13 protein-coding genes are annotated in these 14,045 nt (G+C 61.8%); 6 read left to right on the forward strand and 7 right to left on the reverse strand.

Going from position 1 to position 14,045, the window contains the following annotated elements:
• Window positions 1–37: 37 nt before the first annotated feature.
• Genes BOO69_RS21545 through BOO69_RS21560 form a run of 4 tightly spaced genes read right to left on the reverse strand, consistent with a single transcriptional unit; the run spans window position 38 to window position 3,733 of the window.
• Window positions 38–1,180, reverse strand: coding sequence for an acyl-CoA dehydrogenase family protein (locus tag BOO69_RS21545; RefSeq protein ID WP_027264354.1), 1,143 nt, complete (start codon window positions 1,178–1,180; stop codon window positions 38–40).
• Window positions 1,177–1,614: a MaoC/PaaZ C-terminal domain-containing protein gene (locus BOO69_RS21550; protein ID WP_051372686.1), complete on the reverse strand. Its 438-nt coding sequence runs from the start codon at window positions 1,612–1,614 to the stop codon at window positions 1,177–1,179. Before BOO69_RS21550 ends, BOO69_RS21545 begins: the two co-directional genes overlap by 4 nt.
• Window positions 1,615–1,673: 59 nt before the next feature.
• Window positions 1,674–2,345: an acetate--CoA ligase family protein gene (locus BOO69_RS21555; RefSeq protein WP_027264356.1), complete on the reverse strand. Its 672-nt coding sequence runs from the start codon at window positions 2,343–2,345 to the stop codon at window positions 1,674–1,676.
• Window positions 2,342–3,733, reverse strand: coding sequence for an acetate--CoA ligase family protein (locus BOO69_RS21560; RefSeq protein ID WP_027264357.1), 1,392 nt, complete (start codon window positions 3,731–3,733; stop codon window positions 2,342–2,344). The genes BOO69_RS21555 and BOO69_RS21560 overlap by 4 nt, the downstream gene beginning before the upstream one ends.
• 186 nt (window positions 3,734–3,919) lie before the next feature.
• On the opposite strand from BOO69_RS21560, the gene BOO69_RS21565 reads away from it, so the two are divergent.
• From BOO69_RS21565 to BOO69_RS21580, 4 genes are all read left to right on the forward strand, one after another.
• On the forward strand, window positions 3,920–5,128 hold the full coding sequence (locus BOO69_RS21565) for a CaiB/BaiF CoA transferase family protein (RefSeq protein WP_027264358.1): 1,209 nt from the start codon (window positions 3,920–3,922) through the stop codon (window positions 5,126–5,128).
• Between the two features lie 30 nt (window positions 5,129–5,158).
• Window positions 5,159–6,325, forward strand: coding sequence for an acyl-CoA dehydrogenase family protein (locus BOO69_RS21570; protein ID WP_027264359.1), 1,167 nt, complete (start codon window positions 5,159–5,161; stop codon window positions 6,323–6,325).
• 23 nt (window positions 6,326–6,348) lie between these two features.
• A complete protein-coding gene (locus BOO69_RS21575) occupies window positions 6,349–8,463 on the forward strand; it encodes an acetate--CoA ligase family protein (protein WP_027264360.1) in 2,115 nt (704 codons plus the stop codon).
• A 144-nt stretch (window positions 8,464–8,607) separates the two neighbouring features.
• Window positions 8,608–9,411: an IclR family transcriptional regulator gene (locus tag BOO69_RS21580; RefSeq protein WP_027264361.1), complete on the forward strand. Its 804-nt coding sequence runs from the start codon at window positions 8,608–8,610 to the stop codon at window positions 9,409–9,411.
• Window positions 9,412–9,742: 331 nt separating this feature from the next.
• Here BOO69_RS21580 and tnpC read toward each other — a convergent pair whose 3' ends face one another.
• The 3 genes from tnpC to tnpA are packed head-to-tail and all read right to left on the reverse strand — an operon-like array spanning window position 9,743 to window position 12,108.
• The gene (gene tnpC, locus BOO69_RS21585) at window positions 9,743–11,299 is read right to left on the reverse strand and encodes an IS66 family transposase (protein ID WP_027264362.1); all 1,557 of its coding nucleotides are present in this window, start codon (window positions 11,297–11,299) and stop codon (window positions 9,743–9,745) included.
• A gap of 54 nt (window positions 11,300–11,353) precedes the next feature.
• Window positions 11,354–11,707: an IS66 family insertion sequence element accessory protein TnpB gene (tnpB, locus tag BOO69_RS21590; protein ID WP_027264363.1), complete on the reverse strand. Its 354-nt coding sequence runs from the start codon at window positions 11,705–11,707 to the stop codon at window positions 11,354–11,356.
• Entirely contained in the window at window positions 11,701–12,108 is a 408-nt protein-coding gene (tnpA, locus tag BOO69_RS21595) for an IS66-like element accessory protein TnpA (RefSeq protein WP_027264364.1), read from the reverse strand. The genes tnpB and tnpA overlap by 7 nt, the downstream gene beginning before the upstream one ends.
• A gap of 312 nt (window positions 12,109–12,420) precedes the next feature.
• Here tnpA and BOO69_RS21600 point away from each other — a divergent pair, with 312 nt between their 5' ends.
• Together BOO69_RS21600 and BOO69_RS21605 are read left to right on the forward strand one after the other, a co-directional pair.
• Complete coding sequence (locus BOO69_RS21600) at window positions 12,421–13,464, forward strand: TRAP transporter substrate-binding protein (protein ID WP_027264365.1); 1,044 nt, start codon at window positions 12,421–12,423, stop codon at window positions 13,462–13,464.
• Between the two features lie 92 nt (window positions 13,465–13,556).
• Window positions 13,557–14,045 (forward strand): TRAP transporter small permease, encoded by a 489-nt coding sequence (locus BOO69_RS21605; RefSeq protein ID WP_027264366.1) that lies wholly within the window; start codon window positions 13,557–13,559, stop codon window positions 14,043–14,045.

The raw sequence follows: 14,045 nt of genomic DNA on the forward strand, positions 1-14,045 counted from the left end.
TCCTTCTTGTCGGGCTGTCCCGGTGCGCCCCGAACTGTTAGCCCGGGCGCATGGTCTTGGCGATGAGCGTACGCTGAATCTGCGAGGTTCCGCCGCCGATGGTGCTTTGCATCCCTTCGCGGAAATACCGCTCCATATCTGCTTCGGGCAGCATCGAGTGGCCACCCAGGATCTGCATTCCGTTGCGCGTCACCGTCTGCAGCGTCTCGGAGGCATAGAGCTTTGCCATCGAGACCTCTCGCGTGCAGGGCGTCTTGGCTGCGGCCAGGCTGGCGGCGCGATAAACCAACAGCCGGGCGGCATCGACCTGGGTCTGCATGTCGGCCAGCATGTGGCGGATCACCTGAAAGTCGAAGATCGGCTTGTCGAACTGAATCCGTTCGTGGGCGTAGCGCAGAGCATCGTCTACGGCTGTCTGGGCATTGCCCACATAGGCGGCGGCCACGGCCACGCGTTCCAGTTCCAGATGGTCGGTGATGATCTTCCAGCCATCGTTTTCCGTGCCCAGCAGCGCATCGGCCGGCAGTTTCACGTCGTCCACGAAAATCTCGGTGGTGCCGGTTGCGCGGCGCGCCATGGTCGGCAGCTTGCGGATGTCCAGACCTTCGGTGTCATTGGGGATCAGGAAAACCGACAGCCCCTTGTGTTTGGGCGCGTCGGGGTCGGTCCGGGTCAGCATTGCAAGGATTGCGTTATCGGCCGCAGCGCCCGAGCACCACAGTTTCTGCCCGTTGACGACCCAGCCGTTGCCGTCGCGCCGCGCGCGGGTCTTTGTCGATGCCGCATCCGACCCCGCGCCCGGTTCGGAAATCGAGATCGAAAAGCGGATGTCGCCATTGAGGAAGGGCTGGATGTACCGCTCTTTTTGCTCGGGCGTGCCGAATTTCTCGACATTCATCGCGGTGAACGTCGCCACCATCAACCCGGTCGAGAAGTCAAAGCCGTATTTGGCCAACCCTTCGCACATCAGGGCATAATCCATGATGTCACCGCCAAGACCGCCGCTCTCTTCTGAAAACAGGATGCCGAGCCAGCCCTGCTTGGCCACTTTTTCATAGGCTTCGTAGGGGTATTTGCGCTCGCGGTCGCAATTGCGGATATAATCGCGGCCGATCTCTTCGTCGACGAAACGCTCGACGGTGGCGCGCCACATCTCTTGCTCGGGTGTCAGAAAGTTCATGCGCTCTGTCCTTGTGTCTTGTCGTGCGCCGCACGGATTTTGGCCGGTTCTCCGGGGCGATCCAGACGCGACTTGCGGATCAGCAGGCTGAACTCGCAGCGCAGGACCGTTTCGTCCCGCTGGTTGATGCCTTCCAGTTTGCTGGTCACGACGCCGTGCCTTTCGTCATGGTCCTTCAGGTCGATGATTTCGGTGCGGGCCCAAAGGGTGTCGTTGATAAAAGTGGGCCGCAAAAAGCGTAGCTTGTCACAGCCATAGAAAGCGGCCAGCACGGAACTGTCGAAGGGGATCATCGCATTGACGATCGAGAACACGAGGCTGCCCTGCACGAGGCGCTGGCCATACAGAGACGATTTGGCGTGCTCGACGTTGGAGTGAAGTTCCAGCCAGTTCCCGGTCAACATGCAGAAATTGACGACATCGGTTTCGGTCATCGTCCGACCGCTCGAAATGCCGGTCTGGCCAAGTGACAACTCTCCAAAAGGGTGACGTATCACGTTGATTTCTCCTGTCCGTCCGCCTTTGATGACAAAACGATCAAGGCATCGGCGGCGACCAATCCCTTCCCGTCGGCCCGAACCATCACAGGGTTGATTTCAATTTCCGAGATCAGATCGGCGTTCTCGGCAAAGAAAACAGATATGCGTGAAATCAGGTCTGCCAGGGCATCTTTGTCGGCCGGTTCTGCGCCGCGTAGTCCAGTCAGCAACCGCGCCCCCGGACCCGATCGCAGCATGGCCGCGGCAGTTTGCGGGGTGGCGGGCGCAAGCCTGATTTCGGCGGCATCAATCAGTTCTACAAGGATGCCGCCAGGACCGGCCAGAACGATCGGACCAAAGGTGTCGTCGCGTTTGCAGCCGATAATCCATTCGGCCACGGACCCTTCTTCCATTTCCTCGATCAGCGCCGTGCCGCCCGCAAAACGTTCCGCCATTTCCGCGGCGGCCTGTTTCGCCTCGTCGGGGGAAAGACCCAAACGGACGAGCCCGTGATCGGACTTATGCGGATAGTCATCGTGACACAGCTTGGCGACACAGCGCCCGTGGTCGGGGTCACGTCGGGGCACCGGGATTCCAATCCGTTGCAGCAGATCCTTCGCATCGGCCTCGTGGATAACCGTGCGCCCGGCACGCTGCCAGTTTTCCAGCGTTTCTCTTTGGGTCATGCCACTTCTCCTGTCGCGACCGCGAGTGCGGCGAGGCCCGATGCCGCCCGAGCGGGCGAATCATAGACAGGAACGGCTCGTTCGCGCAGCGCCTCGCCCGAGGCATTGCTGCGTGCCGAACCGGTCCAGACGATCAGAATCGGCTTGTCTGTGCTGTCGAACGCCTCGGCCAAGGCCTCGATGAACTGCTGATCTGGCACAAATGTGATAATTGCGATGGCAATATCCACGCCCGGATCGGCGGCAACGGCCTCCAGACAGCGTCCGACATATGTGGGATTCGCCAAAACCACACCGGTCAGATCGACCGGGTTTGTCACCGACCCATAAAAGGGCACATAGCGCGACAGCGCCGTCTGCGTCGTTTCATCCAGCACCGGAACCTCGAAGCCGGCGCTTTCGGCCAAGTCGGTCATTTCGACGCCAAGCCCGCCGGTGACAGAAATGATCCCGACCCTGTTTCCGGCAGGTCGTCGACCCGCGGCGAGCGCCGTCACGGCATCGACGGCGGCGACGGATTCACGGGCGCGGATGACACCGGTTTCGCGAAAGACCGCGCTGATCACCCGGTCGTCCCCGGCCATGGCGCCGGTATGCGACTGGACCGCGCGTGACCCGGCGCGGCTGCGCCCACCCTTGACCGCGACAATATGCTTCCCCGCCTGTGTCAGCCGCTGGGCCGCTTCGGAAAAACGGCGTCCGTCGCGCAGTTCCTCGACGTAGCAAAGAACCACCCGCGTCTGGGGGTCGTTGCCCAGATAATCCAGCAGGTCCGCTGCGGTCAGGTCGGTTTCGTTGCCGCTGGAAACGATGGCGTTGATGCCCACGCCGCGTTCGCCCAGGCGCAACGCCATAAGGCCCGCAAGCGCGCCGGACTGGGAAATCATGGCCACGGGACCAGGCCGAAGATCGTTGAACATCGGGCTGAAGGTCAGTTGCAGGTCCGCCGCGGGGCGCACCACGCCTTCGCAGTTCGGTCCGACCAGTCTGAAGGGCGCGTCTTGCATGATCCGGCGCAAGCGCTCTTCGTTGTCATGCCCTTCTTCCCCGGCTTCGGAAAAGCCCGAGGTGACCCCGACCACGACCTTTACATCGAGCCTGGTGCAGGTCTCCAGAGCGTCCAGCGCGACCCCGACCGGCGTTGCCAGCACAACCACGTCGATCGGGCTGTCAATCTCGTCCAGACTGCGCACAGCCGGAAGGCCTTCGATCTCGCCGCCCGAAGGGTTCACGGGGATAATCGTGCCGCTGTAACCGTTGCTCTTCAGCAGGGCCATGACGGCCTGCCCCAACTTGCCCTTGGTGCGGGACGCGCCGACCACCGCAATGGTGCGAGGGTCGAACAACCCGTCCAGTGCGTCGGCTACCGTGGGCCGGCATGCCGTCATTCGATTCGTGTTTGGCTCTGCCATTCTTTCCTCCGTCAAGTGAAAAAACATCGGCTCGTTTCGGCGATCTAACGGTTGTTCGATTGTTCTCGCAATGGATTCTAGTTCCGAGCAGAATGAGGCTTTCAGAGCCGCAAACTAGGGCTTGACGTCGGAAAATTCGCAGAACGAGGCAGACACGTGAAAATGGAAAATGGGCCACTGAGCGATGTCAGGGTGATTGAACTGGGGCATGTGATCGCAGCACCGATGTGCGGCGCATTGCTGTCCGATTTTGGCGCCGACGTGGTCAAGATCGAGCGTCCGGGGCAGGGTGACATGCTGCGGGTACTGAGCGCGCGGGCCAGTGATGGCGTTGGCGCCTGGTGGAAGACCCTGGCACGAAACAAGCGTCTGATGGCGCTGGATTGGAAGAGTGAAGACGGCCGCGCCATTCTGCGCCGGCTGGTCGAAAACGCCCATGTGCTTATCGAGAACTTTCGACCCGGTGTTCTGGAACGGGCAGGGTTGGCCCCAGAGGTCCTGCATGAGTGGAACCCCGATCTGGTGATCGTGCGGATCTCGGGCTATGGCCAGACGGGGCCGCGCGCCTCGTGGCCGGGTTTCGGTCGGGCCGGCGAGGCCATGAGCGGACTGGCGCACATCACCGGCTTTGCCGACAACGCGCCGATGCACCCCGGCTTTCCCGCTGCGGATTCGACCACAGGCCTGATGGCGGCCTACGGCGCGATGATGGCGCTGCATGCGGTGCAGAACGGCCGCGCCCGGGGGCAAGTGGTGGACCTGGCTATTTTCGAGCCGCTGTTGCGCCTGATCGACTATCACGTTCCGACGCGAACCGGCGCGGGGCTGCCGGTTGACCGAAACGGGCTCCAGGCGCCCAATTCCTACGCCCCGGCGGGGGTGTTTCGCGCCCGCGACGGGAAATGGGTCACAATCAGCGCAGGCAGTGCCGCGACCGGGCGGCGGCTTCTGGAAGCCGCGGGCGGAAAGGAATGGGCGGAACAGCCGCAATTCCAAAGCCTCGATGGCTTCGCGGAGCACATGGACGAGATTGTGGACCGTCTCGGCGCATTTGTGGCACAGCATGACGCGCAGAAGGCGATTGACATCTTCCAGGCCCACGATGCCGTGGCTGCGATGGTCTATGACGTCGATGACATCCTGGCCGATCCGCAGATCGCCGCGCGAAGGGACATTGTTGGGGTGGAGGGCGACGACACCAAGGTCGTCGGACCCGTGCCAAAGCTGGACAAGACGCCGGGACGGCTGCGCTGGCTTGGGCGCCGCGAACTGGGTGCTGACACCCGGGCGATTTTACAAGAGCTCGCGTACGACACCGGGCAAATCGACACCCTAATCGAACAAGGCACTGTGGCCGAACCGGGCCGCTGAGCCGGGTCTGCAAGACGTGAGGAGAAAATCATGACCTATCAGATGACATCCGAACAGCAGGGAATCCGCGATGCGATCCTGCGGATCTGCGAAGAATTCGACGACGAATTCTGGCTGACACGCGATCGCGTAGGCGGTTTCCCGCGAGAGCTGCATCAAAAGCTGGCCCGCGATGGCTGGCTGGGGATTGCAATCCCCGAAGAGTACGGAGGTGCCGGTCTTGGCATCGTCGATGCCGCGATCATGATGCAGGCCATTGCGGAATCCGGCGGCGGCAACAGCGCCGCATCGGCGATTCACATGAATATCTTCGGTCTGAACCCAGTCGTGAAATTCGGCACCGATGACCAGAAAAAGAAATACCTTCCGCCTTTGGTGGCAGGCGATGAACGTGCGTGTTTCGGGGTGACCGAGCCGACAACCGGTCTGGACACCACCAAACTGAAAACACGCGCCGTGCGACAGGGTGACCGATATGTGGTGCACGGCCAGAAGGTCTGGATTTCAACCGCCCAGGAGGCCGACAAGATCCTGTTGCTGGCGCGCACGACCCCGCTTGAGGACGTCAAGAAACCGACAGAAGGATTAAGCCTTTTTTACACCGATCTGGACCGATCTTTCGTCACCGTGCGCGAGATCGAAAAGATGGGCCGCAAATGTGTCGACTCGAACGAACTGTTCATCGACGGGCTTCCGATCCCCGCCGGGGATCTGATCGGCGAAGAAGGCCAGGGCTTTCGTCAGATCCTGCACGGGCTGAACCCCGAACGGGTTCTAATTGCCGCTGAAGCAGTCGGAATCGGGCGGAATGCGCTTCGGCGCGCCGCGGATTACGCCAATGAGCGCGTCGTTTTTGGCAGACCAATCGGTCAGAATCAGGGTGTACAGCACCCCCTGGCCGCCAGCTGGGCGGAACTGGAGGCGGCCAACCTGATGGCGATGCACGCCGGCGCGCTCTACGACGCGGGCAAGCCCTGCGGAAATGAAGCCAACGCAGGAAAATATCTGGCCGCCGAAGCGGCGGTGAAGGCGACACAGACCGCGCAGCTGACCTTCGGGGGGTTCGGATACGCCAAGGAATACCATGTCGAGCGTCTTGTTCGCGAGGCCATCCTGTTCCGCATCGCGCCGGTCACCCCGCAGCTGGTGCTTTCGTTTATCGCGGAACATGCCCTCGGCCTGCCAAAATCCTACTAGTTACGAACATCAAAGGAAGTCCCATGCGAATTCATGGAATGGATGCCATTTTCAACCCTCGCTCGGTAGCGGTGATTGGCGCCTCAAGCGATCCCAAGCGCATCGGCGGAAGGCCGGTGGATTTTCTCAAGCGGCACGGTTTCGACGGCCCGATCCTGCCTATCAACCCGAAATCGCCAGAGGTGCAGGGCCTGACGGCGTATCCGTCGATCTCGGAGGCACCCACGACACCGGACCTGGCCGTGATCGCGCTGCCCGCGCCGCTGGCCGTTCAGGCGGTCGAACAGTGCGCGGCCCAAGGTGTGCGGGGGGCGGTGATCTTCAGTTCGGGGTTCTCGGAGGTCGATGCCGACGGGGCCGCCCTTCAGGCGCGCATGGTCGACATCGCGCGCGAGGGCGGCATGCGGCTTGTGGGGCCGAACTGCCTTGGCATCGCGAATGTGCGCCACAACCTCTATGCGACATTCACGCCCGGGGTCGAAAAACACCTGCCAAAACCCGGCGGCGTGTCGATCGTCAGTCAAAGCGGCGCGTTCGGCTCGTATTGCATGACGCTCGTTCGAATGCGCGGACTTGGGGTCAATATCTGGGCGACGACGGGCAATTCCTGCGATGTCGATTTTGCCGATGCCGTGGCCTATTGCGCGCAGGATGACGATACCCGCGTCATCATGGGATATCTCGAAGGGGCAACCGATCGCGACAGGCTGGTCGAGGCACTTGAGCTGGCGCGGGCCCGGGGAAAGCCGGTGGTCATGATGAAGGTCGGGCGCAGCGCGGTCGGAGCAGAGGCCGCGCAGTCGCATACCGCCTCATTGGCTGGGGCAGACGCGGTTTATGACGCGGCGTTCCGGCAGTACGGCGTTTACCGGGCGCAATCGGTCGATGAAATGTTCGATGTGACTTATGCCTGTGCCGAATCCGCGTCGATGATGCAGGGCGACCGGCTGGGCCTTGTGACAGTCTCGGGCGGGGTCGGGGTGCTGATGGCCGACGAAGCCGAAAAGCTGAAACTGGACGTGCCTGCGCTTCCCGATCATGCACAGAAAAAGCTGAAAGAGGTGCTGCCATTTGCCGGTGTCCGAAACCCGGTCGATGTGACGGCGCAGCTGGTCAACCAGATCGATCTTCTGGAAACCAACATGGATGTGTTGTTTGGTGACGGCGAGATCGATGGGGCCATCATCTTCATGTCGACGGTCGGACTTGTCGCCGACCTGAACGAAGCCATTCGGCGCGGACTGGAGCGCATTCGCGAGAAATATCCCGATCGGCCAATGCTGTTCTGTTCGCTGACAGAGCCAGAGGGGCGCGCCGCGTACGAAAAGTCGGGGTTCATCGTGTTCGAGGAACCGACCCGTGCAGTCCGGGCGATGGCCGCATTGCGCTATTTTGCCCGTTCCTTCGCGCGGGCAGGCGAAAAGGACCCGATACCCGAACTCTCCAACCTGTCGCCGTTGCCGGACGGAATTGTGAACGAGATCGAGGCCAAGGCCCTGCTTGCAGAGGCCGGAATCGGGATCGTGCGCGAAACCCTGGCCACCACCCCCGAAGCGGCAGCTCAGGCAGCGCAAGAAATGGGATTCCCGGTCGTGCTGAAGATTGCCTCGCCCGACATCTTGCACAAATCCGACATCGGGGGCGTCGCGCTTGATCTGCGTTCGGCCGAAGATGTCCGCTCTGCCGGGGCACGAATCTTGGAATTGGCGTCCGAGAAGATGCCCGGTGCGCGGATCGACGGGCTGGTCGTGGCGGAACAGGCAGCACCTGGACTGGAGGCTATACTCGGCGTGACCCAGGACCCGGCTTTCGGCCCGGTGGTCATGTTCGGTCTGGGCGGGGTGTTTGTCGAGGCCCTCGAAGACGTGTCTTTCCGCGTCGCACCATTCGGACCTGTCGAAGCGCGCCGTATGATTGACGAAATCCGCAGCCGCAAACTGCTGGACGCATTCCGGGGCGCGCCCGAACGCGACATCGACGCCCTCGCCGGCGCCCTTGCCCGACTGTCTGCTTTTGCCGCCCATCACGGGGCCGCGCTTGAGACCATTGATGTCAATCCATTGATCGTCGGAGCAAGCGGGCAGGGAGCCGTCGCCGCTGACGGTGTGATCATACCCGCCAATCGAGGAGGCCACTGACAACCGAACCCGAAATCTTTCCTGATCCCCAAGCCGCTTGCGGCGTGCCCCCGGCAGTTTTCTAACAGTTGACAGAATTTACAAGCGCGGCCATCCTTCCGTATGGAACGCTGTGCATATAACTGCACACGAAGGGAGGAGATCATGGAAACCGCGCATCAGACTTCAGCAAGAACAGGCGGCGATCAAATTGTGAAATCGGTGGCGCGCACCTGTCAGACTTTGGTGTATTTCGATGAAGTTCAGCGACCGCTTTCGGTCGTGGAAGTGTCCAAGGAACTGGGGTACCCGCAGTCAAGTACCTCGGCGCTGCTCAAAAGCTTGGTGAAGCTTGGATTTCTGACCCACGATGCCCGAAAGAAGAGTTATTTTCCCACCGAGCGCGTTCCGCTTTTAGGGTCGTGGATGAATCCAGATCTGTTCGGCGAAGGCACCATCCACCGGCTGCTCAAGGCAATTTCGGAACGCACACGGCATGTGGTGGTTCTGGCAACCAAGAATGGGGACGAAGCCGAGTACGTGCAAGTTGTCCGCCCGAAAGATTCGCCGATCCACCACATATCGCTCGGGACACGTCGTCCGCTGGGTAACTCAGGTGTCGGGCGCGTTCTGATGAGTCGTTTCAGTGACGACGAAGTGCGCAGTCTGTTCCGCAGGATCAACGCCTATCGCGCGCCCGACAAACCGGCAGTGGATGTGAAAGCTTTCGTGGCCTCGTTGGCAGAAACCCGTGCCAAGGGCTATTACCTCTCAACCGATCAGGTGGTTCAAGGGAGCGGCTTGATTTCCATGCCGTTTCCTAACCATCTGAACTCGCGGCTTTTCGCTGTCGGGGTTGGCGCTCCAACTGATGTTATCTTGAGATCCGAAAAAGAGATCGTAGGGATCATGCACGAAGAAATCGTTCGAAATCTGAAGAAGATGGGTCAACAGTCCCTGACCGCCTGACCGCCTGGATCAGCCAGCGCCGTAAAAAATGGCCCGGCTTGACGAAGACGGGACTTGGGGGGCGCGGACGAAACGCGCCACTTGCCAATGTCAGGGTCCGTTTTCAGGCGGCGGAAATAGCCTCTTCGCGTCAGGCTCAAGGTTGAGCCTGACCGGCGGGGCGTCGTTAGCACCGGCATCCCCGAAGGCCGGGCGGTGTAGGATGCGCTGCCCAGAGCAGTGCGACCACGGTTTCGGCCCGCCCCAAGAATACCGGCTTGAAGAGAGGCGCCGCGAAAGAGGCCGACCATCATCGTGTTGATCGTAAGCGGCGTCTACGCCCCACCGGAGTTCAGCTCGACGGCTTGAAGTTCCAGGGTAGCAACTCGTCGATCCGGTTCGCGGGATGCCCTGCCGCGATCGCCTCGAGCGTCGCCTTGAGATAGACAAAGGGTACGATTTCGTTGATCTTTGCTGTGGCGATGAGCGAGGCGATGCGGCCCCAGGTCCGACCACCTTCGTCGTGGCCGGCGAAGAGTGCGTTCTTCCGCGTCAGGGCGATCGGCCTGATGAGATTCTCCACGGCATTGGAGTCGATCTCGACGCGTCCGTCCTGCAGGAAGGTCTGTAGCCCGTCCCACTGCCGGTGGATATAGGCGAGTTTCTCTCCGAGGCGGGACTTGGCGGAGATCCGGCGGCGCTGGCTCTGCAACCATTCGCCGAACTGGGCCACCAGCGGCGCGGTGCGTGTCTGTCTCGCCGACAGGCGCTGTCCCGGTCCCATGCCGCGGATCTCGGTTTCGATCCGGTAGAACTCGGCGATCCGGCGCAGCCCCTCGGCGGCGATCTCCGATCCATCACGGTCGAAGACTTCCTTCAGCTTCCGGCGGGCATGTGCCCAGCAGTGCGCAACCGTGATCGGCGCGCCGCCCTTGCGCGAGGGGCGCGTCAGCCGATCGTAGCCGGGATAGCCGTCCAGCTGCAGGATGCCGTCGAAGCCCTGCAGGATCTGCTCCGCGTTCACGCCGGCGCGGCTCGGGCGGTAAGTGAAGACCACGCCGGGCGGGTCATCGCCGCCCCAGCCCCGATCATCTCGGGCCAGCGCCCAGAGGAAGCCAGTCTTCGTCCTGCCTCGCCCGGGCTCCAGAACCGGCGCCGTCGTTTCGTCCATGAAGAGTTTGCCCGAGCCCTTCAGGTGCTCGGCGAGCCGGTCGACCACCGGGGCAAGGTGGAAGGCCGCGGTGCCGACCCAATCGGCGGGCGTGCTGCGCCGAAGGTCGATCCCGGAACGCGCGAGGATCTGGCTCTGGCGATAGAGAGGCAAATGGTCGGCGAACTTGGCGACGAGCACATACGCAATGGCGCCCTCGGTCGGCAGCCCGCCCTCGATCAGGAAGGCAGGGGCTGGCGCCTGGGTGACCCCTTCGGCGTAGGCACGGCAGGCATACTTGGGTCGAACCGTCACGATGACGCGGAGCTGGGCCGGCACGATGTCCAGCCGCTCGCTGCGGTCCTCGCCGATCCGGTGCATCGTGCCGCAGCCGCAGGGACACTCCAGGCTGGCCGGCTCGATCATCTGCTCGATCCGGGGGAGGCTCTCAGGCAGATTGCCCCGATTGCGGCGGGCGACCTTGGATCGCCGCGGACCGGACGAGGCCGTGGCGTCTTCATCCTGCTGGGCCTCTGCCTCGACGACGGCAGTTTCCAGATCTTCGAAGGCCAGCTGCCGCTCGTCCTCACTCAGTTTCTCGGACCTTTTGCCATGCACGACCTGGTTCAGTTCGGCGACGAGGTGCTCGAGGCGCTTGTTGGCTTCCCTGAGTGCATCACGCTCGCGCAGGACGGCCAGAACAGCGTCACGCTGGTCTTCCGGAATGGCCGACAGGTCGAGGGATAGGGCGCTGGACATGGGGGGATCATACCCCGCTCCTGCGTTCGTCAGACCGGCTTTCCCCGCCCTGAGTCACTCTGCCACAGCGGGGGCGCGCGTCTCCAGAGACCGCACCCGCCGCCAGTCCAGCCCGGCGAACAGCGCCTCGAACTGGGCGCGATTCAGGGTCATCGCACCATCCCGGATCGCGGGCCAGGTGAAGGTGCTCTCCTCCAGCCGTTTGTAGGCCATGACGAGACCGCTGCCGTCCCAGAACAGGATCTTCATCCGGTCTGCGCGCTTCGCCCGAAAGATAAAGACCGTCCCGGTGAACGGATCTTCGGTCAAGGTCGACTGCACCAAGGCTGCCAGTCCATCATGCCCCTTGCGGAAGTCTACCGGCTTCGTCGCCACCAGGATGCGGACCCCTTGAGACGGCATCAGCATGCAGGCGCTTCCAGAGTGCGCACGATCGCGGCGATCTGACCTGCCGACGTGTCAGAAGACAGCTCGATCCGGGTTGTTCCCTTGACGATCCGGATCACCTGCTGGGGCTTCGCGTCGGAAAGCTCGGGCGTCTCAGTCGGATCGCAAATGACCAGAGGCGCGAAGACCGGCTCTCCGAGTTCCGCCGGAGGAAGAACCAGCTGGCCCTGCTTTGCCAGACGCCGCCAAGCCGAGAGCTGGTTTGGGCGGATGTCATATCGCTCGGCAATCGCATTCACGGTCGCTCCCGGCTCCAAAGTCTCTGCCACAGCGCGAGCCTTCACGTCGTCCGGCCAGCGCCGATGACCTGACCCGTAGATCTCGACGCCCAGAGATCTGAGAAACGAATTTGTCGCGCACATTGCGAAACACACTCCCCATCATGAGATGGATATCACCTCGCAGTGCCGGAGCTCATCTACAACGTGGGGCGCAGCCGCCGCTTACTGTTGATCGGCAGGCCACGGAATCCTTTCTTTCGGCCGTGAAAGCGCTGGAGATTCCCACCCACGATTGGCGTTCGATCTTCTCTGTTGCGTCGCCGCGGATTCAGTTCGCGTATTCGCATATATGTGTGATCTCGCGACAGTTGCGCTCCCGGCCACCCATAAACATTGACCGGTTCACCGCACCATGGTGCGCTGATCGACAACGCCACAGGGAGGAAGACTGCCATGACAAGAAACACAAAACTCGATCGGTTTGCCGCAGGGGCGGCGCTGGTGATCGCGGTCGGAACGATGCCGCAAATTGCGGCGGCCGAAGTGACACTCAAGGTTGCAGATACCTTTCCGCCCGGCCACTACATCGTCGAGACCGGCACCACCTACTGGATGGACCGCGTAACCGAGCTGACCGATGGCGAGGTCAAGTTTCAGTATTTCGGTGCCGGTCAGTTGGGTTCGCTGCGCGATATGTTCTCGATGGTGCAGACAGGCGTGGTGGACATCGGCTATGTTCCGCCGGCCTATAACGGGGGCACGATGCCGCTGGCGGGCGTGCACACGCTTCCTGGCCTTTTCTCGCAGAGCGTTGTCGGGACGCCCGCTTTTTTTGAAACGGTGACGTCGGATCCGATCCTGCAAAACGACTTCCTGGCCAACGGGATGCGCCCAGTCTGGGGTGTAATGACCTCGACCTACAACCTGTTCACCCGCGACCAGGATGTTAGCGGCATTGATGACATCAAAGGGCTGAAACTGAAAACCATTGCCGGGAACATGGCGGAGTCGGTCAAGGCCCTAGGGGGCGCGCCGGTTGATATTCCCAGCCCGGAAACCTATCAGGCCATCCGCACCGGCACCGTCGACGGCACGATCTTTCCCACCACCAGCATCTATTCCTACAAGCTGGACGAGGTAATCGATACCGCCGTTCTGGGTCTGGATGTTTTTGTGTATTGGGCGCCCTACGCGATCCGCGAGGAGGTCTGGCAGGATCTGTCGCCAGAGCATCAACAGGCCATTCAACAGGCGTCGCAGGAGGCGATGCAGCGAGTTGCCGAAGAAACCGACCGATCGGCCGCCGAGCTTGAGGACAAGATGCGGGACAGCGGTATCGAGGTCATCGTTCTGGATGAAGCGCAGCGCGAAAAGGTCAAATCGGCCACAGCGCCGGTGTTCGATGCCTGGGTCTCTGGTCTGCAAGAGCGCGGACTGCCTGCGGGCGAAGTGCTGGAGATGTTTCGTGCGAACATCGAAAAGCACCAGACGCAGTAAGGCGCGCAACCGTGTCCCGTCACGATCTTGATCCCCGAGAGGACGCCGTGCCGTCGCCGAGAGTTGGATTGCACGGTCCTCTGGGCCGAGCGATGGACCGGGTGGATACCGGGATGAACTGGCTGTCGCGCGCTGCGATGATGGTCATGCTGGTGCTGATCCTCATACAGGTCTTTACGCGCTATATCCTGAATGACCCGATCGAAGGGGTCATTGGCGCTACAGAGCTATATCTGATGCCCATCATCGTGTTCGGAAGCCTGAGCTATCTGGAAATGTATGATGGCCACGTGCGAGTGGGGATAGTGTTTGATGCTCTGCCCGAAGGGCTGCGGGCCGGTTTCAATGTCGTCTTGCGATTGGCAGCGGCCGCGTTTTTTGCGCTGATCTGTTACGGTGCCTCGCGCGAGGCGCTTAAGGCGTGGGACTTCGGATATCGCACATCCGGCGACATCGACGCGCCTCTCGTCACCACGCTTGTGATTGCGCCGATTGGCTGCGTGCTGATCGTTCTGCGCCTTCTCGTAAATGCGGCGGGTGACGTTCAGCACCTTCGCGGCGCTTCGGATCGGATTGGCTGA

It is taken from the genome of Sulfitobacter alexandrii, from assembly GCF_001886735.1.
GTDB classification, from domain to species: Bacteria; Pseudomonadota; Alphaproteobacteria; order Rhodobacterales; family Rhodobacteraceae; genus Sulfitobacter; species Sulfitobacter alexandrii.

Bases quoted from the DNA above. Each gene is read 5' to 3' on its own strand.
- BOO69_RS21545 (WP_027264354.1), bottom strand. From the start codon at position 1,180: ATGAACTTTCTGACACCCGAGCAAGAGATGTGGCGCGCCACCGTCGAG.
- BOO69_RS21550 (WP_051372686.1), bottom strand. From the start codon at position 1,614: ATGACCGAAACCGATGTCGTCAATTTCTGCATGTTGACCGGGAACTGG.
- BOO69_RS21555 (WP_027264356.1), bottom strand. From the start codon at position 2,345: ATGACCCAAAGAGAAACGCTGGAAAACTGGCAGCGTGCCGGGCGCACG.
- BOO69_RS21560 (WP_027264357.1), bottom strand. From the start codon at position 3,733: ATGACGGCATGCCGGCCCACGGTAGCCGACGCACTGGACGGGTTGTTC.
- BOO69_RS21565 (WP_027264358.1), top strand. From the start codon at position 3,920: ATGGAAAATGGGCCACTGAGCGATGTCAGGGTGATTGAACTGGGGCAT.
- BOO69_RS21570 (WP_027264359.1), top strand. From the start codon at position 5,159: ATGACCTATCAGATGACATCCGAACAGCAGGGAATCCGCGATGCGATC.
- BOO69_RS21575 (WP_027264360.1), top strand. From the start codon at position 6,349: ATGCGAATTCATGGAATGGATGCCATTTTCAACCCTCGCTCGGTAGCG.
- BOO69_RS21580 (WP_027264361.1), top strand. From the start codon at position 8,608: ATGGAAACCGCGCATCAGACTTCAGCAAGAACAGGCGGCGATCAAATT.
- tnpC (WP_027264362.1), bottom strand. From the start codon at position 11,299: ATGTCCAGCGCCCTATCCCTCGACCTGTCGGCCATTCCGGAAGACCAG.
- tnpB (WP_027264363.1), bottom strand. From the start codon at position 11,707: ATGCTGATGCCGTCTCAAGGGGTCCGCATCCTGGTGGCGACGAAGCCG.
- tnpA (WP_027264364.1), bottom strand. From the start codon at position 12,108: ATGTGCGCGACAAATTCGTTTCTCAGATCTCTGGGCGTCGAGATCTAC.
- BOO69_RS21600 (WP_027264365.1), top strand. From the start codon at position 12,421: ATGACAAGAAACACAAAACTCGATCGGTTTGCCGCAGGGGCGGCGCTG.
- BOO69_RS21605 (WP_027264366.1), top strand. From the start codon at position 13,557: ATGGACCGGGTGGATACCGGGATGAACTGGCTGTCGCGCGCTGCGATG.